The sequence below is a fragment of the Meridianimarinicoccus marinus genome (assembly GCF_040689105.1).
Classification (GTDB): Bacteria; Pseudomonadota; Alphaproteobacteria; order Rhodobacterales; family Rhodobacteraceae; genus Meridianimarinicoccus; species Meridianimarinicoccus marinus.
Map to the genome: position 1 here is coordinate 20,424 of NZ_JBFBVU010000020.1, position 17,142 is coordinate 37,565.

Consider the following 17,142-nt stretch of genomic DNA (forward strand, 5'->3'; position numbering starts at 1 on the left):
ATGTCACAGGACAATGCCGCAACAGCAAATTCTTCCGTCTCCTTCGGGGGTCCGCATGAGCCGCTTTGAACGATTCGTAACGCGCAGCGTGCCTGTTTGGGCCGTTGGGCTGCTGGTCGTGTTCGGGCTGATCGCCATGATCGCCTTTTCCAACATCGCGGTGCATACGGCACAGGGCGGACGCAAGGCCGGGGCCGTGGGCGATGCGATCTTCGCCGTTTCCAACATTCCGAAGTTTCTCAACCGTCTGAGTTCGGCCGAACGCTATCTGAAAATCTCGAACCAGCGATTCGATGGCCGGACCGGGTTCGCCTTCACCTACGCGCCGGGCAACCGTCCCCAGGCCGGGTACCTGCTGTTCAGCCGCTACGATCCGGACCGGGGGCGCAGCGTCATCGAACTGTGGGACCTGAACGCCCAGGAACAGCGCCACGCCTGGCTGCCCCCCATCGACGAGATCAACCGGCAGGCCACGGATTTCGAAAGCGGCGGCGTCGATCTGGCCCGCGACAAGAACCAGAGCCGTTTCCTGCCGCGCCATCCGGCGATCCTGCCCAACGGGGATATCGTCATCAAGTCGCGCACACCGCTGTCCCGTGTCGATGCCTGCAACCGCATCGTCTGGATCAACGACGACTACCTGTTCCACCATTCCACCGAAGTGGACACCGACGGCTCGCTCTGGGTGGCGTCGGTGCTGGATCCGCCGACAATCGACCGTGTCAACAAGGAGGAGTTCCTGGACGATGCCATCACCCACGTCAGCCCCGAGGGGGAGGTTCTGATGGTGCGCTCGGTGGCCGACATTCTGCTCAAGCAGGGCCTGCACCAGTTCGTTTTCGGCCGGGACGAGTATCTGGCCAACCCCATCCACCTCAACGACATTCAGCCCGTGAAGGCCGATGGCGCCTACTGGAAGAAGGGCGACCTGTTCCTGAGCCTGCGCAACCCGTCGATGATCGCGCTGTACCGCCCGTCCGAGGATCGCATCGTCTGGTCCAAATCCGGCCCCTGGAGCCACCAGCATGACGTCGATGTGCTGGACGATCACCGGATCGCGGTGTTCAACAACAACACCTACCTGGCGCATCCGATCCCGTGGATTCCCGATCATTCCAAGGTGCTGGTCTATGACTTCGAGACCCGGAAGGTCACCTCGCCGTGGGACGACACGCTGGCGGAGATGGAGTTGCGCAGCGCGACCGAGGGGCTGCAGCATATCCGGGCCTCGGGCGAGATCATGATCGAGGAACAGAACGCCGGGCGCCTGTTTGCCCTGGACGCGGACCAGAGCCTGCTGTGGGAATACATCAACCGCGGCGAAGACGGCTATCAGGCCCGTCTGGGGTGGAGCCGTTTTCTGGAACCCGACACCGGCGCCGCGCTGGTTGAGAAGCTGAACACCCTGTCCTGTCGGGCGTGACCGGGCGCGCATTGCACCGGTGCGGGACAATTCCCTTGCCAAGCCCGCGTGCTTGGCGGCAGATGCGCCCATGACCTCTTTCGCCGATGCCGCCCTGGCCGCCACCGCCCGCATGCGGGCCCTGTTTCCACCCACGCCTCTGTTGCGCAACGACTTTCTGTCGGACCGCTACGATGCGGATATCTGGCTGAAGCGCGAAGACCTGTCGCCGGTACGCTCCTACAAGATCCGCGGCGCGTTCAATGCCATGCGCAAGGTACGTGCCGCGACGCCTGAGCAGGATCAGTTCGTTTGCGCCAGCGCCGGCAACCATGCGCAGGGCGTGGCCTTCACCTGCAAGCATTTCGGCGTGCAGGGTACGATCTTCATGCCGGTGACAACCCCGCAACAGAAGATCCAGAAAACCCGCGCCTTCGGCGGCGACGCCATCAAGGTGCGGCTGACGGGCGACTATTTCGACGACACGCTGGCCTCGGCGAAGGCCTATTGCCGCGAGATCGGCGGTCATTTCCTGGCACCGTTCGACGATGCCGATGTGATCGAGGGGCAGGCCTCGGTCTCGGTCGAGATCCTGGACCAGTTGGGGAAATCGCCCGATCTGATGGTGTTGCCGGTGGGCGGCGGCGGCCTGGCCTCGGGCGCACGGCGGTATTTGTCCGAGGTGGCGCCGGCGGTGGATCTGCGTCTGGTGGAGCCGCAGGGCGGGGCCAGCCTGAGCGCGGCATTGGCCGCCGGGGCGCCGGTGAAGCTGGCCAAGGTGGACAATTTCGTCGATGGCGCGGCGGTGGCCCAGATCGGCGCGCTGACCTTCGAGGTGTTGAAATCGATACCGCCGGAAAATGTGCTGACCGCGCCCGAGGATCGCATCTGCACCACGCTGGTCGAGATGCTGAACGTCGAAGGCGTCGTGCTGGAACCGGCGGGCGCCTTGGCGGTGGACAGCCTGGCCGACATCGCGAGCGAGATCCGCGGCAAGACCGTGGTCTGCGTCACCTCGGGTGGCAATTTCGATTTCGAACGTCTGCCGGAGGTAAAGGAACGGGCCCTGAAATTCTCGGGCATCAAGAAGTATTTCATCCTGCGCCTGCCGCAGCGGCCCGGCGCGCTGAAAGACTTCCTGAACCTGCTGGGGCCGGACGATGATATTGCCCGGTTCGAATACCTGAAGAAATCGGCGCGCAACTTCGGGTCGGTCCTGATTGGCATCGAAACCCCCGACGCGGGCAATTTCGACGATCTGTTTGCCCGGCTCGACGCGCATGGCTTCGTCTATCAGGACATCACCCGCAACACGACGCTAGCCGAATTCCTGATCTAGGCCTCAGGCCGCTGACTGGTGGTCGGCCAGGGCCTGCAGGCATTGGTCATGGCGGGCCAGGATGCCCACCAGATCAACCTGATCGGCTTTTCCCTGCCGGGCCAGCAATTCGCCCGTCTGACAAGCCTCGGCCAGCGGGGTGAACCCGAGGTTCAGCGCAGCGCCGCGCAGGAAATGAAGATCTGCGCCCAGCGTGGCCATATCCGGCTGCGTGCGCAGCTTTGTGGCCAGATCCTCGATTTCGGCCATGAACATCTCGACGATCTCGTCCAGCGCCTCCGCGCCGACTTCGTCGCGTAACTCATCCAGTCGCGCCCAATCCATGCGCCATACTCCCACACCATTTACCCGGCCTAGAGCCTAGCGCCGCCGCCTTAACAACCCACTGATAAATCCCGTAGAATTGTCGGTTTCACATTTTGTTAACACTGCGCTGTCACTGGAGGATCATTCGGGGGTTCCGATGACCAGACATGAAACAACGCCCTTTCTGGGCGCAGGTACGGATGCCGGGGCGCGGCCGCGGATCCTGATCGTGGACGACAGCCCGGCGCAACGGATGCTGATGGCGGCGCAATTGCGGCGGTTCGGCTTCGATGTGCTTGAGGCCGATTGCGCCGAACGCGCGCTTGAGGTCTGCCGCAGCCAGGAAATCCGCCTGATCCTCAGCGACTGGGTGATGCCCGGCATGTGTGGGCCGGAACTGTGCCACCGGGTCAAATCCGACCCGGACCTGAGCTACGCCTATTTTATCCTGCTGACCTCGAAAAGCGAACGGGCGGATATCGCCCACGGACTGGATCGCGGGGCCGACGATTTCCTGACCAAACCGGTAAACGGCGACGAATTGCGCGCGCGGCTGAAGGCCGGGATGCGGGTCATCGCCATGCAGCACGAATTGTCCGAGAAGAATCGCCTGATCGGTCAGACCCTGTCCGAGCTGCAGGGCCTTTATGGCAAGATCGAGGAAGATCTGCTGGAAGCCCAGAAACTGCAGGAAGCGCTGGTGCGCGAACGGTTTCGCGATTTCGGCACCGGGCAGGTGTCGTTGCTGCTGCGCTCCAGCGGCCATGTGGGCGGCGATCTGGTGGGGTTCTTCCGCGCCAGCGCCAGCCAGGTGGGACTGTATTCCATCGATGTGTCGGGGCATGGCATCAGCTCCGCCCTGATGACCGCGCGGCTGGCCGGCCATCTGAACACCGCCAGCCCGCGCCAGAACATCGCCCTGTCGCACACCGCCGGGGATTTCTACCGCGTGCTTCCCCCGGATGAAGTCGTGCGGCGGTTCAACGAATTGATGTCCACGGTGATCTCGACGGATCTCTATTTCACCATCGCCTATGCCATTGTCGATCTCGACAGCGGGATGGTGGATTTCTGCCAGGCCGGCCACCCGCACCCGGTGGTGCAGCGTGTGGACGGCGCGGTGGAACTGCACGGCCAGGGCGGTCTGCCGGTCGGCCTGATCGAAGAGGCCGACTATGCCCCGGTGCGGCTCAAGCTTTGCCCCGGCGACCGGCTGCTACTGGCCTCGGACGGGATCACGGAATGCCCCGGCCGCAGTGGCGGGCAGTTGGAGGACGCGGGCTTTCAGGACATGCTGGCCGCACGCAAGGCGCTGGCCGGACCGGCACTGCTGGACGGGTTGGTGACCGATCTGGAAAGCTTCTCGGGCGTGTCGGAGTTTCCCGATGACGTGTCGGTGGCAATGTTCGAATTTCGCGGAGCAGAACCGGGACGCTAAAGCCCGATCCTGCGACCATAGCGGCGCAGGGCAGCGCGGTCGCCGGGGCTGCCGACCCGTTCGGCAGCGATGTCCATGGGCAGCCAGACGGCGCTGTGACCGGCCTCGGGCGGCGGCGCCACCGCACGGGCCGGGCGGGCCACGTAGATCAGGCAGATCTTTTCGGCCCAGATGTCGTATTCGGGCATGAAGGTGAACCGCCGGTGCGCATCAAACCGCCTGGCCCGCCCGATGTGCCAGCCGGTTTCTTCGAACACTTCCCGATACAGGGCGCACAGGGGCTGTTCACCGGGGTCGATGCCGCCGCCGGGAAGCTGGAACTCGGGCACCGGCGCCATCTGATGGGTCAATAAAACCTGGTCGCCACGCGCCAGAATGGCATAGACGCCGGGCCGCGCCACATGGCGGCGGGCGCCATCCACCGGGTCTCCGTATCTGCGCATCCCTTGGACCTTCGGTTGTCGTGCTTATATGGACGCGGTATGCCCCCCTCAACGGGCGAAGGAAACCCCATGACCATTGGATCGAAGATAGCCTGGGACGATACCGTCCTGCCATTTCAACTTGACCGCACCGATGTGCGGGGCCGCGTCGCGCGCCTTGACGGGGTGCTGGATGGCATCCTGTCCCAGCACGATTACCCGCCGCAGATCGAGGCCCTTGTGGCCGAGATGGCCCTGCTGACCGCGCTGATCGGCCAGACCATCAAGCTGCGCTGGAAGCTGTCGCTGCAGGTGCGCAGCAATGGCGCGGCGCGGCTGATCGCCACCGATTACTACGCCCCGACCGAGGACGGCGCCCCGGCGCGGATCCGCGCCTATGCCAGCTATGACGCCGACAAGCTGACCGATGACACCGCCTTCGCGCAGGTCGGCAAGGGCTATTTCGCGATCCTGATCGATCAGGGCAAGGGCACCACGCCCTATCAGGGGATCACGCCGCTTGCCGGCACCTCGCTGAAGGGCTGCGCCGAGACCTATTTCGCCCAGTCCGAGCAATTGCCGACCCGCTTTGCCCTGACCTTCGGCGAATCGACCGAAGCCGGCGGCACGCCGCATTGGCGGGCGGGCGGCGTGATGCTGCAGATGATGCCCAAGGGCGCGGCCCCGGCACCGGGCGAAGGCGGCTCGGGCGATGCCGGGCTGATGCAGGCCGAGGATCTTCTGGACGGCGACGCCGGCGAGAACTGGTCGCGCGCCAACCTGCTGCTGGACACGGTGGACGATCTGGAACTGATCGGCCCGTCGGTGCAGCCCACCGAACTGTTGGTGCGCCTTTTCCACGAGGAACAGCCGCGTGTCTTCGACGCCCAGTCCGTGGCCTTCGGCTGTACCTGCAGCGCCGACCGGGTGCGGCAAAGCCTGTCGATCTATTCGGCCAAGGACATCGGCCATATGACCACGCCGGAGGGCACGGTCACCGCCGATTGCCAGTTCTGCGGCGCGCACTACGTCTTCGACCCCGCGACCGTGGGATTCGAAGCCACCGCCGCGCCGGATGGCGACAGCCATGCCGGCCAGTGACACCGGGCGCCGCCTTCGGGCGGCGCTGACCCTGCAGACCGGGGCCTCGTCGGATTTCGACCTGAACCCGGACACGGTGCTGCCGCCGGGCCGCAAGCTGCGCGATGCGGCGGTGCTGGTGGCCGTTTTGGACACCGCCGCCGGGCCGCAGATCTATCTGACCAAGCGGGCCTCGCATCTGGCGCATCATCCCGGCCAGATCGCCTTTCCCGGCGGCAAGGTCGATGCCACCGACAGCGGGATCGAGGCTGCGGCCCTGCGCGAGGCGCGCGAAGAGATCGGCCTGCCCGCTTCCCATGTGTCCATCCTGGGCCGTCTGCCCTGCCACGAAACCGTCACCAGTTTCCGGATAACACCCGTGCTAGCGCAGATCACCCGGCCCTTCGCGCCCCGGCCCGAGCCGGGCGAGGTGGAAGAAGTCTTCACCGTGCCGCTGCACCATCTGGCCGATCCTGCCCGTTACCGGGTCGAGGGCCGCCGCTGGCGCGGCGCGCGCCGTCACTATTACACGGTGCCCTACGGGCCGTATTACGTCTGGGGCGCCACCGCGCGCATTCTGCGGGGGCTGGCGGATCGGCTGGCACAGGTCGCGTGACCCGGATTGACGCGGACTGGCTGGTGGACCCGGCGGCACGCGCGGTTTGTGCGGCCCTGACCGGGGCCGGACACAGGATCTTTTTTGTCGGCGGCTGCGTGCGCAATACGCTGCTGGGCCGCCCGGTCAGTGATCTGGATCTGGCCACCGATGCACGACCCGAACAGACCGAGGCTGCTGCTGCCGCCGCCGGGTTGAAATCGGTACCGACCGGCAAGGATCACGGCACCATCACGCTGGTCGTCGCGGGGCAGGGCTTCGAGGTCACCACCTTTCGCCATGACATCGAAACCGATGGCCGTCACGCGGTGGTGCGGTTCTCGGACCGGCTGGAAGACGATGCGGCGCGGCGCGATTTCACCATGAACGCGCTCTACGCCACGCCTGATGGTCAGGTGATCGATCCCGTGGGCGGGCTGGACGACCTGCGCGTCAGACGCCTGCGCTTCATCGGCGACGCCGATCAGCGCATTGCCGAGGACTACCTGCGTATCCTGCGGTTCTTCCGGTTTCATGCGTGGTACGCCGACCCAATGGGTGGCATGGATGCCGAGGCTCTGGCCGCCTGCGCCGCCGGGGCCGAAGGGCTGGACCGGCTGGCGGCGGAACGGGTGGGGCAGGAGATGCTGAAACTTCTCGCTGCCCCCGACCCCGGCCCCGCCGTGGCGGCGATGGAACAGGCGGGGATCCTGTCCCGCGTGCTGCCCGGCGCGACGGCCCGCGCGCTGCCGGTGCTGATCCACCTGGAAGGTGATTTGCCCGCCGATCCACTGCGCCGCCTTGCGGTGCTGGGGGGCCAGGATGTGGCGGCCCGGTTGCGGCTCAGCCGGACTCAGGTCCGCCGGTTGGACCTGTTGCAACAGAGGCTGGCCGATCCGCGTCCGGTGGCCGAACTGGCCTATCGTCATGGCCCCGACGCCGCGCGCAACATCGCCCTGCTGCTGGCCGCCAGCCTGGAACAACCCCTGCCCGCAACGCTGGAGGCCGATCTGGCACAGGGCGCTGCGGCCCGCTTCCCGATCAGCGCTGCCGACCTGATGCCCCGGCTTCAGGGCAAGGCCCTGGGCGAGGCCCTGGCCGCGCTTGAGGCACGTTGGATTGCATCGGGATTCTCCCTGGACAAATCCGCTCTGCTGCAATTGCCCGAGGCGGGCTGAGCGGCCTTTCGCACGTCTCCGGCCAATGCCCCCGCAGCCCCCGGTTTCCCAAGACCCGGTTTCGGGCTAGATCTGAGGCATTGTCTTTCCCATTGGCAGGCCTGCCCCCCGTGTTCCGGTACTTTGAAAATCTGGTCGATCCCTATGTGGAGTATGCAGAGGTCGACGCCCCGCCGCGTCGGCTCTGGCCGTTTCTGCGCGACTACTCGCGACCGTTCCGGCGGGTGTTCGTGGTGGCGGCGGTGCTGTCCATCATTGTGGCGGCGGTCGAGGTCGGGCTGATCTATTACATGGGTCGGATCGTCGATCTGCTGTCGGGCGGGTCACCGGGCGAGGTCTGGCAGGCGCATCGCTTCGAATTGATCGCTATCGCCCTGTTCATCGTGTTCCTGCGGCCGGTGGTGCAGGGGCTGGACGTGATGCTGCTGAACAACGGCATCCTGCCCAACTATGGCACGCTTTTTCGCTGGCGCGCGCATCGGCAGGTGCTGCGCCAGTCGGTGGGCTGGTTCGAGAACGATTTCGCGGGCCGCATCGCCAACCGCATCATGCAGGCCCCCCCGGCTGCGGGCGAGGCGGTGTTCCAGGTCTTCGACGCGCTGACCTTCTCGTTGGCCTATCTGATCGGGGCGGCGGTGCTTCTGGCCGAGGCCGACCTGCGGCTGGCGGTGCCGTTGCTGATCTGGTTCGGGTTCTATGTGGCGCTGGTGCGCTGGACCGTGATCCATGTCGGCCCGGCGTCGCAGGCGGCCTCAGACGCGCGATCGATGACCACCGGTCGGGTGGTGGACAGCTACGCCAATATCCATTCGGTCAAGCTGTTCGCCCATCACGACCGCGAGTTGGAGTATGCCAAGGAGGCCATCGAGGAAACCCGGCGGACCTTCATTCGCGAAATGCGGGTGTTCACGATCATGGATGTGGCGCTGACGGTGCTGAACGGCCTGCTGATCGTCGGGGTGGTCGGCTGGGCCTTCGTGCTGTGGATGCAGGGCACCGCCAGCGTCGGTGTGGTGGCGGCAGCCACGGCGCTGACCCTGCGCCTGAACGCGATGACCGGCTGGATCATGTGGGCGGTCAGCACCTTCTTCAGGTCGCTGGGCATCGTCGCCGAGGGGTTGGATACCATTGCCCAGCCGATCACCCTGCTGGATGCCCCCGACGCGCAGCCCCTTCAATTGCGCGCGGGCGAGATTGCGGTGCACAGCCTGAGCCACCACTACGGACGCGGTAGCGGCGGGCTGAACAAGGTCAGCTTCACCTTGAAACCAGGCGAGAAGGTCGGCCTGGTGGGGCGCTCGGGCGCCGGGAAATCAACGCTGGTCAAGCTGTTGCTGCGGTTCTACGAACCCGAGGGCGGGCGCATCGAGATCGACGGGCAGGACATTGCCCGCGTCACACAGGACAGCCTGCGGGCGCAGATCGGCATGGTGCAACAGGACAGCAGCCTGCTGCACCGCTCGGTGCGCGACAACATCCTGTATGGCCGTCCCGACGCCAGCGAGGCCGAGATGATCGCCGCCGCACGCCGGGCCGAGGCGCATGACTTCATCCTTGGTCTGCAGGACCCGGAAGGCCGACGCGGCTATGCGGCCCATGTGGGCGAGCGCGGGGTAAAACTGTCAGGCGGGCAGCGGCAGCGCATCGCGCTGGCCCGGGTGATCCTGAAAGATGCACCGATCCTCGTGCTGGACGAGGCCACCAGCGCGCTCGACAGCGAGGTCGAGGCCGCCATTCAGGACACGCTGTACGGCATGATGGAGGGCAAGACGGTGATCGCCATTGCGCATCGCCTGTCCACCATCGCCCGGATGGACCGCATTCTGGTGCTGGAGGACGGCACCATTGCCGAAGAGGGCAGCCATGCGGCGCTTTTGGCGCGCGGTGGGTTGTACGCGGGGTTCTGGGCGCGGCAATCGGGAGGGTTTCTGGGAACCGACCCGGATGCGAAAGCTGTGTCATGACGATGACCATCGACATCCTGTCCCGGCGCATGGGGCTGCATCGGCTGGGCGCCCTGATCGATCCATTTGCCCCGTCCGAGGGGCCGCCGCCGCGTCAGCTGTGGCCGTTTCTGCGCTGGTGCCTGCACGGCACCACCCCGCATCTTGCCCTGGCGGCGGCCATCGCCGGGCTGGCGGGCGGGCTGGAGGTTCTCAACGCCGTGCTTCTGGGCGTGGTCATCGACACCGCGCTGGATCATGGCGCAGAGGGGCTGTTTGCCGCCCATTGGCCGCTGCTGGTCGGCGTGGCGCTGGTGATTCTGCTGGTGCGGCCGCTGATCCTAGGCATCTCCTCGGCGATGCAGACGGTGGTGATCGCGCCCAATGTCAGCACCCTGGCGCTGAGCCGGCTGCACAAATGGACATTGGGGCAGGCGGTGACCTTTTTCGACAATGATTTCGCTGGCCGGATCTCGCAGAAAGAGATGCAGTGCAGCCGCGCCGTGGCCGATGTGACCGTGGAATGCCTGAACACGGTGGTGTTTGCGCTGGCCTCGCTGCTGGCGGCGGCGGTGGTCCTGATCGCGATCGACTGGCGGATTGCGGCGCTGCTGACCCTGTGGATCGCGGGCTACCTGAAATTCATCTCGTGGTGGCTGCCGAAGATCCGCAGCCGGGCGGCGGGCCGGGCCGGGGCGCGGGCGGCGGCTTCGGGGCTGGTGGTGGACACGATTTCCAACATGCGCACAGTGAAGCTGTTCGCCAATGATCCGCTGGAAGACGGCAAGGCGATGGCGGCAATTGCGGGCTACCGGGCCAAGGCGCTGACCTTCGGCTATGCCTCGACGTTGTTCCGCTCGTCGCTGATGGCCATTGCCGGGGTGGTGCCGGTGCTGCTGGTGGGCGGGGTGCTGTACTTCTGGTCGCGCGGCAGCGCCACCCCCGGCGATATCGCGGCGGCGGGCACCATCGCGATCCGCATTTCGCAGATGACCGGCTGGGTCAGTTTCACGCTGATGGGGATTTACGCCAATCTGGGCGAGATCGAGGACGGGATGCGCACCCTGTCGCCCCCGCACACGCTGACCGACGCGCCGGGAGCCCCCGATCTGCCTGCCTCGGCGGCCGATCTGCGCTTTGACGGGGTCAGCTTTGCCTATGGTCGGGCGCGCGGAGGGGTGTCGGGCATCGATCTGGCCCTGCGTCCGGGCGAAAAGGTCGGGATCGTCGGCGCCTCGGGAGCGGGAAAATCGACGCTGGTCAGCCTGCTGCTGCGCCTGCACGACGTGGAGGAGGGCCGGGTTCTGGTCGGCGGGCAGGACGTACGCGCGGTGACGCAGGCCAGCCTGCGCCGCCAGATCGCCATGGTCACGCAGGAAACCGCGCTGTTCAACCGCTCGGCCCGCGAGAACATCCTCTATGGCCGCCCCGCGGCCAGCGAGGGCGAAATGATCGCAGCGGCGCGCCGGGCCGAGGCGCATGAGTTCATCCTCGGGCTGGAGGATCACAATGGCCGGCGGGGCTATGACGCCCATCTGGGCGAGCGCGGCGTGAAACTGTCGGGCGGCCAGCGCCAGCGCATCGCCCTGGCCCGCGCCATCCTGAAGGATGCGCCGATCCTGGTGCTGGACGAGGCGACCTCGGCGCTGGACAGCGAGGTCGAGGCGGCGATCCAGCACGCGCTGGATCAGGTCATGGAGGGCAAGACCGTTCTGGCCATCGCGCATCGGCTGTCGACGCTGGCGCAGATGGACCGGATCGTGGTGCTGGAGGCCGGGCAGATCGTGGAAACCGGGCCGCATGAGGTGCTGTTGGCGAGGAACGGCCTGTATGCGCGCTATTGGCGGCGGCAGTCGGGCGGGTTCATCTGCCCTCCCGACGCCGCGGAGTGAAAGGGCCGGCAGAGTATTCTTGCCTCCGGCGGGAGTACTTTTACCAAGAAAAAGGCCGTTTCCGGCATCGCCGCACTGGGGTAGAGACGCGCCATGACAGAAGTGACAATCAGCCGTTTGGGGCATCTGGGCGACGGGATCGCCGAAGATGGCACCCTTGTCCCCCTGAGCTTGCCGGGCGAGGTGGTCATGGGCGAGGTGACCGGCGGGCGCATGGAGGCGCCGGCCATCGTGACACCGTCGGCGGAGCGCGTGGCGGCACCGTGTCGGCATTTTCCGGCCTGTGGCGGCTGCGGATTGCAGCATGGCGCGGATGGATTCGTCGCCGAATGGAAAGAAGGCGTGGTGCGGGCGGCGCTGGCGGCGCGCAAGGTCGCGGCTGAGTTTCGGCCGATCGTGACCTCGCCCGCGCGGTCGCGGCGCCGGGCGGTGCTGTCGGGACGGCGGACCAAGAAGGGTGCTTTGGTCGGATTTCACGCGCGCCGGTCCGATACGGTGATCGAGGTGCCCGAATGCCAACTGGTGACGCCCGCGATCCTGGCCGTGAGCGAGACCCTGATCGAGATGACGCGGGCGGGCGGATCGCGCAAGGGCGAGATCGCCTTCACCGTCACCGAAACCGAAGGCGGGCTGGATGTGGCCGCAACCGGGGGCAAGCCCATGGACCCGGCGCTGTTCGCCGATATGGTGGGGCTGGCCCATGCGGGGCGCCTGGCGCGGCTGAGCTGGAACGGCGAGCCGGTGGTGACCCTGAGAACGCCGCAGGTCGATTTTGACGGGATCGCGGTGACCCTGCCACCGGGCGCGTTTCTGCAGGCCACGGTGGCGGGAGAGGCCGCCCTGCGCGCCGGGGTGACGCAAGCCGTGGGCGCGGCGCGCCGGATTGCCGATCTGTTTGCGGGCTGTGGCACCTTTGCCCTGCCCCTGGCGCGGCGGGCGCAAGTGCATGCGGTGGAGGGCGACGGCGCGATGATCGCCGCGCTGGATGCGGGCTGGCGCGCCGGGCAAGACCTGCACGCGGTGTCGGGCGAGGTGCGCGACCTGTTTCGCCGTCCGTTGATGGCCGCCGATCTGAAGCGATTCGATGCCGTGGCCATCGATCCGCCGCGCGCAGGCGCGCAGGCGCAGGTGGCGGAACTGGCGGCCTCGACCGTGCCGGTGGTGGCGGCGGTGTCCTGCAACCCGGTCAGCTTTGCCCGCGATGCCGAGGTCCTGATCGCGGCGGGCTTCGGTCTGGACTGGGTACAGGTGGTCGACCAGTTCCGCTGGTCGCCGCATGTGGAACTGGTGGCGCGACTCTCACGCGATTGATTTGAGGTCGGGGCTTGGCGGCCAGCCGGCAGCGCCCATATAGGCCGTGCTGCCCCTGCACTGGACTGGAACTGGAGCTTTGACGTGGATTTGACCCGGGACACCGTGGGCCAATGGCTGGATCGCCCGGCCGTGCGCAATTTCATCATCGGCGTGATTCTGTTCAACGCCGTCGTTCTGGGGGTGGAAACCTCGGACACGATCATGGCCCATGCGGGCGGTCTGGTGGTGACACTGGACCGGTTGTGCCTGACCATTTTCGTGATCGAGATCGGCGCCAAGATCTATGCGCGCGGGCTGCGATTCTTCCGCGATGGCTGGAGCCTGTTCGACTTTCTCATCGTGGGCGTTGCCCTGATTCCCGCCGCGCAGGGGCTGTCGGTGCTGCGGGCCTTGCGAATCCTGCGATTGTTGCGGGTCATTTCGGTGGCGCCGGCGCTGCGCAGGGTGGTGGAAGGCTTCGTCAACGCGCTGCCGGGGATGGGCTCGGTGTTTCTGCTGATGGGGATGATCTTCTATATTTCCAGCGTCATGGCCACCAAGCTGTTCGCCCAGGCCTTTCCCGACTGGTTCGGCACGCTCGGCCTGTCGGCCTATTCGCTGTTCCAGATCATGACCCTGGAAAGCTGGTCGATGGGCATCGTGCGCCCGGTGATGGAGGTTTATCCCCACGCCTGGCTGTTCTTCGTGCCGTTCATCATGATCACCACCTTCGCCGTGGTGAACCTTCTGGTCGGTCTGATCGTGAACTCGATGCAGGAGGCGCACTCGGCCGAGGAAATCGAACAGACCGAAACCTATCGCGACGAGGTGCTGGAACGGCTGAAACGGATCGAGGCCGATCTGGGCCAGATGCACCGCCGTGACGGTTGAGGCTTCCTTCGCGGCCCGCGTCGCCCTATGTTGGTGCTGCGTAAGAAAACAACAGTCGAGCAGGCTTATCACATGCGCATATTATTGACCGTACTGCTGCTTTTCGGTGTGCTCAGCACATCGGCGTGCAGTTCCTCTAAGTTCAAATCCTATGACGGGCCCGAGGTGACGCAGCTGTTCATCTCGAAAGAGAATCGCAAGCTGTACCTGCTGAACGGCAAGGACATCCTGGCGGATTACGACATCAAGCTGGGGTTCGCGCCGCAGGGCCACAAGCAGATGCGCGGGGACGGGCGGACGCCGGAAGGCTTCTACCTGATCAACCGCCGCAATCCCAACAGCAGCTATCACCTGTCGTTGGGCATTTCCTATCCCAACCGCCGCGATGTCGAGGCGGCCAAATCGGTCGGGCTGGATCCCGGCGGGGATATCTTCATCCATGGGGCCAACAGCAAGGGGCCGAACGGCGGCGACTGGACCGCCGGGTGCATTGCAGTGAAGGACAGCGAGATCGAAGAGATCTACGCGATGGTGAAGGACGGCACGCCGATCTACATCGCGCCGTGACGCGGCGCGTGTGGGGCGGGTCGCCCTGACCCCCAGAAGATCCGGATATCGCGCCCCTTGGGGCGCGATTTTCGGTTCAGAACCCGGCGCTTGGGGCCACGCCGCCGCCGGCACTGCCCAGCGTGATGCACCACCAGATCAGTCCGGAATTGTCCTGTTTCCAGCCAAAGCCCATGTCGGTGGCGGCGGGGTCAAGGATCTCGTCGCCCCAGGCGCCATCGTCGACCCAGGCGGCAAGGGTTTCCAGCTCGGTCTCGTAGGACTGGGAATAGATCTCGGCCACCAGCGCACCGTTGTAGCCCGACCGCGCCACCCGGTTGTAGGGGTTCGAACGATCGGATCCATAGGACCAGGCCCGGCCCTGCCGCGACATATCGTTGGCATGGGTCTCGGCGGCCGAGGTCAGCTGTGCATTCAGGCGCAGGGGCGGGGCCCCCTTGCCGGCGCGCAGCGCATTGACCGAATCAAGCATCCGGTACTGAACTTCGGCCTTGTCGCCGGCGCGCAGCACATAGACCCCGGACTTGTTCACGCTGGGGCCTGTGTCACAGGCGGCCAAAGCCAGCATTACCAGAAAGGCACGGCGCTTCATCTTGATCCTCCGTCAGGTCCCGAATCCCTACCGCGCATCCGGAAGCAACACAAACAGTCTGACGGATTTACGGCGAGTTGATTTGAGGATGTTTCGCCCCAACACTATAGAAGACGCAAGAGAACCCTTGAGAGTTGGAAGCAAATGTCACAATCGAGCAATAGAGACGTGAAACGGCGCCAGCTGTTGATGATGACAGCAGGCTTTGTCGCCACCCCGGCGATTCTGCGGGCCCAGGACGGCGGCCTGCCGCTGGACGAAGAGGAAGCCCCGGTCAAGCGCAACGTGTCCGGATTCCGCGCCCACACGTGGCAGCCGTACTTCGACAGCCTGAGAAACGGCGCGATTCTGGTCGATACCAAGTCGCGCACCCTGCACTACTGGTCCGATGACGAGACGATCGTGCGGGTCTATCCCACGTCGGTGCCGCTGTCCGAGGAACTGACGCGGCGCGGCCGCACCAGCGTGACCCAGAAGGTCGAAGGCCCCGGCTGGGCGCCGACGCCATCGATGAAAAAGCGCAATCCGGAGTGGCCCGACTACGTGCCGCCGGGCCCCGACAACCCCCTTGGCACCCATGCGCTGTACCTGTCTTGGAAATATTATCGCATCCACGGCACCCATGACACGCGCAAGATCGGGCGGCAGTCGTCGAACGGCTGCATCGGGCTTTACAACGAAGATATCGCCGAACTTTTCGAGCTGGCGAAGGTCGGAACACAGGTTCTGCTTATCTGAGGCGGAATTGCATCACCTCGTTGATTGTGCGTAACTTCTGTTGCGTTGGCCGGAAATCCACGGCTATAGGATTCACACGAGGTACAGTTTTCCGTCGTCCGTAGTCCTCAATCATTTCAGCGGGCGGCAACTACTGGAGGTCAACATGAAGAAACTTGCACTTGCCGCCGCACTCGCAGTTACCGCATCCACCGCAGCTTACGCTGGCGGCCTGGAAGAGCCGGTTGTCGAGCCTGTCATCATCGAAGAAGATACGTCGGGTTCGGGCGGCGCATGGGTTATCCCCGTGGTCCTGCTGGCCCTGATCGGTGCCGCAGCTGCTTCCTAATCCTTAGGAACACGAATGCAAAAGGGCGGCCCCAACGGGCCGCCCTTTACATTTTCAGGGCGCGGAAACGCGCCGCGCGGGTCAGATCCAGCCTTGCAGATTGCGCGCGATCACGCCGGTCAGCGCGTCGATATGGGCGTCGTCATCGTTCAGGCAGGGAACATAGGTGAAGGATTCGCCGCCGGCCTCTTCAAAGCTTTCGCGGATCTCTTCGTTGATTTCCTCAAGGGTTTCGATGCAATCGGCCGAAAACGCCGGGGCAATCACCGCGATGCGCTTCTTGCCGGTCTTCGCCAGTCTCGCGACCTCTTCCACCGTATAGGGCTTGAGCCATTCCTCGGGGCCGAAGCGCGACTGGAAAGTCGTGGTGATGGCGTCATCGTCCCAGCCCAGCCGTTCCTTCAGCAGCCGCGTCGTTTTCTGGCACTGGCAGTGATAGGGATCGCCCTCCATCAGGTAGCGCTGCGGCAGCCCGTGGTAGGAGCACACCAGCACATCCGGGCGCTGCTCGATCTGCCCATAGGCGCGTTCCACCGACTGGGCCAGCGCGTCGATATAGGCCGGATCGTCAAAATAGGGCGGCACCGTGCGCGTCGCCGGCTGCCATTTCTCTTTCATCAGGGCGCGGAAGAACTGGTCGTTGGCCGTGGCTGTCGTGGCACCCGCGTATTGCGGGTACAGCGGGAAGAACAGGATCTTGTCGCAGCCCTTGGCCACCATCTCACGAAGTTTTGAAGGCGTGGACGGATTGCCGTAGCGCATGCAGAAATCGACCTCCACGGCGTCGCCGTAGCGGGCTTTCAGGGCGTCGGTGATTTTGGCGGTCTGGGCCTTGGTGATGGTCATCAGCGGGCTTTCACCGGCCTCGTGGTTCCAGATCGATTCGTAGGCCTCGCCCGAGGTGCGGGGCCGTTTCGACAGGATCACCAGTTGCAGCAGCGGCTGCCAGAACCACGGGCTGTAATCAATGACGCGGCGATCCGAGAGGAATTCGTTCAGGTAGCGGCGCATCGACCAATAGTCGGTGCCATCGGGCGTGCCCAGATTGGCCAGCAGGACGCCCAGCTTGCGGGCGCGGACCGGCGGATGATCGCCCGGCAGGTGCGGATTGGAACCGTCGGTGGTCTGGTCTTTCATG

Annotated in this window: 17 protein-coding genes; 13 read left to right on the top strand and 4 right to left on the bottom strand. The window is 65.4% G+C overall.

Annotated elements, in window-relative coordinates:
• Positions 1-55: 55 nt before the first annotated feature.
• Both AB0T83_RS14405 and ilvA read left to right on the top strand, forming a co-directional pair.
• Positions 56-1,423, top strand: coding sequence for an arylsulfotransferase family protein (locus AB0T83_RS14405; protein WP_366193882.1), 1,368 nt, complete (start codon positions 56-58; stop codon positions 1,421-1,423).
• A gap of 70 nt (positions 1,424-1,493) precedes the next feature.
• Positions 1,494-2,741 carry a threonine ammonia-lyase IlvA gene (gene ilvA, locus AB0T83_RS14410; RefSeq protein ID WP_366193883.1) on the top strand — a complete coding sequence of 416 codons (1,248 nt, stop codon included), beginning with the start codon at positions 1,494-1,496 and terminating at the stop codon, positions 2,739-2,741.
• A 3-nt stretch (positions 2,742-2,744) separates the two neighbouring features.
• On the opposite strand, the gene AB0T83_RS14415 is transcribed toward ilvA, so the two are convergent.
• Positions 2,745-3,065 (bottom strand): Hpt domain-containing protein, encoded by a 321-nt coding sequence (locus AB0T83_RS14415; RefSeq protein ID WP_366193885.1) that lies wholly within the window; start codon positions 3,063-3,065, stop codon positions 2,745-2,747.
• A gap of 139 nt (positions 3,066-3,204) precedes the next feature.
• Here AB0T83_RS14415 and AB0T83_RS14420 point away from each other — a divergent pair, with 139 nt between their 5' ends.
• Positions 3,205-4,485 carry a PP2C family protein-serine/threonine phosphatase gene (locus AB0T83_RS14420; RefSeq protein ID WP_366193886.1) on the top strand — a complete coding sequence of 427 codons (1,281 nt, stop codon included), beginning with the start codon at positions 3,205-3,207 and terminating at the stop codon, positions 4,483-4,485.
• Here AB0T83_RS14420 and AB0T83_RS14425 read toward each other — a convergent pair.
• Positions 4,482-4,928 carry an NUDIX domain-containing protein gene (locus AB0T83_RS14425; protein ID WP_366193888.1) on the bottom strand — a complete coding sequence of 149 codons (447 nt, stop codon included), beginning with the start codon at positions 4,926-4,928 and terminating at the stop codon, positions 4,482-4,484. The two genes, AB0T83_RS14420 and AB0T83_RS14425, sit on opposite strands and share 4 nt — an antisense overlap.
• Positions 4,929-4,997: 69 nt before the next feature.
• Here AB0T83_RS14425 and hslO point away from each other — a divergent pair, with 69 nt between their 5' ends.
• The 8 genes from hslO to AB0T83_RS14465 all read left to right on the top strand — a co-directional run bounded on the left by hslO (position 4,998) and on the right by AB0T83_RS14465 (position 14,346).
• Complete coding sequence (gene hslO, locus AB0T83_RS14430; RefSeq protein ID WP_366193889.1) at positions 4,998-6,008, top strand: Hsp33 family molecular chaperone HslO; 1,011 nt, start codon at positions 4,998-5,000, stop codon at positions 6,006-6,008.
• Positions 5,995-6,603, top strand: a complete 609-nt coding sequence (locus tag AB0T83_RS14435; RefSeq protein ID WP_366193891.1) for a CoA pyrophosphatase — start codon at positions 5,995-5,997, stop codon at positions 6,601-6,603. The genes hslO and AB0T83_RS14435 overlap by 14 nt, the downstream gene beginning before the upstream one ends.
• Positions 6,600-7,760: a CCA tRNA nucleotidyltransferase gene (locus AB0T83_RS14440; RefSeq protein ID WP_366193893.1), complete on the top strand. Its 1,161-nt coding sequence runs from the start codon at positions 6,600-6,602 to the stop codon at positions 7,758-7,760. Before AB0T83_RS14435 ends, AB0T83_RS14440 begins: the two co-directional genes overlap by 4 nt.
• A gap of 110 nt (positions 7,761-7,870) precedes the next feature.
• The gene (locus AB0T83_RS14445; protein ID WP_366193895.1) at positions 7,871-9,724 is read left to right on the top strand and encodes an ABC transporter ATP-binding protein; all 1,854 of its coding nucleotides are present in this window, start codon (positions 7,871-7,873) and stop codon (positions 9,722-9,724) included.
• A gap of 29 nt (positions 9,725-9,753) precedes the next feature.
• Positions 9,754-11,595 (top strand): ABC transporter ATP-binding protein, encoded by a 1,842-nt coding sequence (locus AB0T83_RS14450; RefSeq protein WP_366193961.1) that lies wholly within the window; start codon positions 9,754-9,756, stop codon positions 11,593-11,595.
• 93 nt (positions 11,596-11,688) lie between these two features.
• On the top strand, positions 11,689-12,906 hold the full coding sequence (locus AB0T83_RS14455; protein WP_366193897.1) for a class I SAM-dependent RNA methyltransferase: 1,218 nt from the start codon (positions 11,689-11,691) through the stop codon (positions 12,904-12,906).
• A 90-nt stretch (positions 12,907-12,996) separates the two neighbouring features.
• Positions 12,997-13,779 carry an ion transporter gene (locus tag AB0T83_RS14460; protein ID WP_435891180.1) on the top strand — a complete coding sequence of 261 codons (783 nt, stop codon included), beginning with the start codon at positions 12,997-12,999 and terminating at the stop codon, positions 13,777-13,779.
• Positions 13,780-13,851: 72 nt separating this feature from the next.
• Positions 13,852-14,346 carry a L,D-transpeptidase family protein gene (locus AB0T83_RS14465; RefSeq protein WP_366193901.1) on the top strand — a complete coding sequence of 165 codons (495 nt, stop codon included), beginning with the start codon at positions 13,852-13,854 and terminating at the stop codon, positions 14,344-14,346.
• Between the two features lie 76 nt (positions 14,347-14,422).
• Here the strand turns inward: AB0T83_RS14465 and AB0T83_RS14470 are convergent, their stop codons facing one another.
• A complete protein-coding gene (locus AB0T83_RS14470; RefSeq protein WP_366193902.1) occupies positions 14,423-14,938 on the bottom strand; it encodes a CAP domain-containing protein in 516 nt (171 codons plus the stop codon).
• Positions 14,939-15,130: 192 nt separating this feature from the next.
• Here AB0T83_RS14470 and AB0T83_RS14475 point away from each other — a divergent pair, with 192 nt between their 5' ends.
• Entirely contained in the window at positions 15,131-15,676 is a 546-nt protein-coding gene (locus AB0T83_RS14475; protein WP_366193904.1) for a L,D-transpeptidase, read from the top strand.
• A 145-nt stretch (positions 15,677-15,821) separates the two neighbouring features.
• Positions 15,822-16,004, top strand: a complete 183-nt coding sequence (locus AB0T83_RS14480) for a hypothetical protein (protein WP_366193906.1) — start codon at positions 15,822-15,824, stop codon at positions 16,002-16,004.
• Between the two features lie 81 nt (positions 16,005-16,085).
• Here the strand turns inward: AB0T83_RS14480 and hemH are convergent, their stop codons facing one another.
• Complete coding sequence (gene hemH / locus AB0T83_RS14485) at positions 16,086-17,141, bottom strand: ferrochelatase (RefSeq protein ID WP_366193908.1); 1,056 nt, start codon at positions 17,139-17,141, stop codon at positions 16,086-16,088.
• Position 17,142: the final 1 nt, after the last annotated feature.

What these genes read in the sequence shown, in the direction of transcription:
- ilvA (WP_366193883.1), top strand. Translation starts at nt 1,494, where the DNA reads ATGACCTCTTTCGCCGATGCCGCCCTGGCCGCCACCGCCCGCATGCGG.
- AB0T83_RS14480 (WP_366193906.1), top strand. Translation starts at nt 15,822, where the DNA reads ATGAAGAAACTTGCACTTGCCGCCGCACTCGCAGTTACCGCATCCACC.
- AB0T83_RS14465 (WP_366193901.1), top strand. Translation starts at nt 13,852, where the DNA reads ATGCGCATATTATTGACCGTACTGCTGCTTTTCGGTGTGCTCAGCACA.
- AB0T83_RS14425 (WP_366193888.1), bottom strand. Translation starts at nt 4,928, where the DNA reads ATGCGCAGATACGGAGACCCGGTGGATGGCGCCCGCCGCCATGTGGCG.
- AB0T83_RS14475 (WP_366193904.1), top strand. Translation starts at nt 15,131, where the DNA reads ATGACAGCAGGCTTTGTCGCCACCCCGGCGATTCTGCGGGCCCAGGAC.
- AB0T83_RS14435 (WP_366193891.1), top strand. Translation starts at nt 5,995, where the DNA reads ATGCCGGCCAGTGACACCGGGCGCCGCCTTCGGGCGGCGCTGACCCTG.
- AB0T83_RS14455 (WP_366193897.1), top strand. Translation starts at nt 11,689, where the DNA reads ATGACAGAAGTGACAATCAGCCGTTTGGGGCATCTGGGCGACGGGATC.
- hslO (WP_366193889.1), top strand. Translation starts at nt 4,998, where the DNA reads ATGACCATTGGATCGAAGATAGCCTGGGACGATACCGTCCTGCCATTT.
- hemH (WP_366193908.1), bottom strand. Translation starts at nt 17,141, where the DNA reads ATGAAAGACCAGACCACCGACGGTTCCAATCCGCACCTGCCGGGCGAT.
- AB0T83_RS14450 (WP_366193961.1), top strand. Translation starts at nt 9,754, where the DNA reads ATGGGGCTGCATCGGCTGGGCGCCCTGATCGATCCATTTGCCCCGTCC.
- AB0T83_RS14405 (WP_366193882.1), top strand. Translation starts at nt 56, where the DNA reads ATGAGCCGCTTTGAACGATTCGTAACGCGCAGCGTGCCTGTTTGGGCC.
- AB0T83_RS14420 (WP_366193886.1), top strand. Translation starts at nt 3,205, where the DNA reads ATGACCAGACATGAAACAACGCCCTTTCTGGGCGCAGGTACGGATGCC.
- AB0T83_RS14470 (WP_366193902.1), bottom strand. Translation starts at nt 14,938, where the DNA reads ATGAAGCGCCGTGCCTTTCTGGTAATGCTGGCTTTGGCCGCCTGTGAC.
- AB0T83_RS14415 (WP_366193885.1), bottom strand. Translation starts at nt 3,065, where the DNA reads ATGGATTGGGCGCGACTGGATGAGTTACGCGACGAAGTCGGCGCGGAG.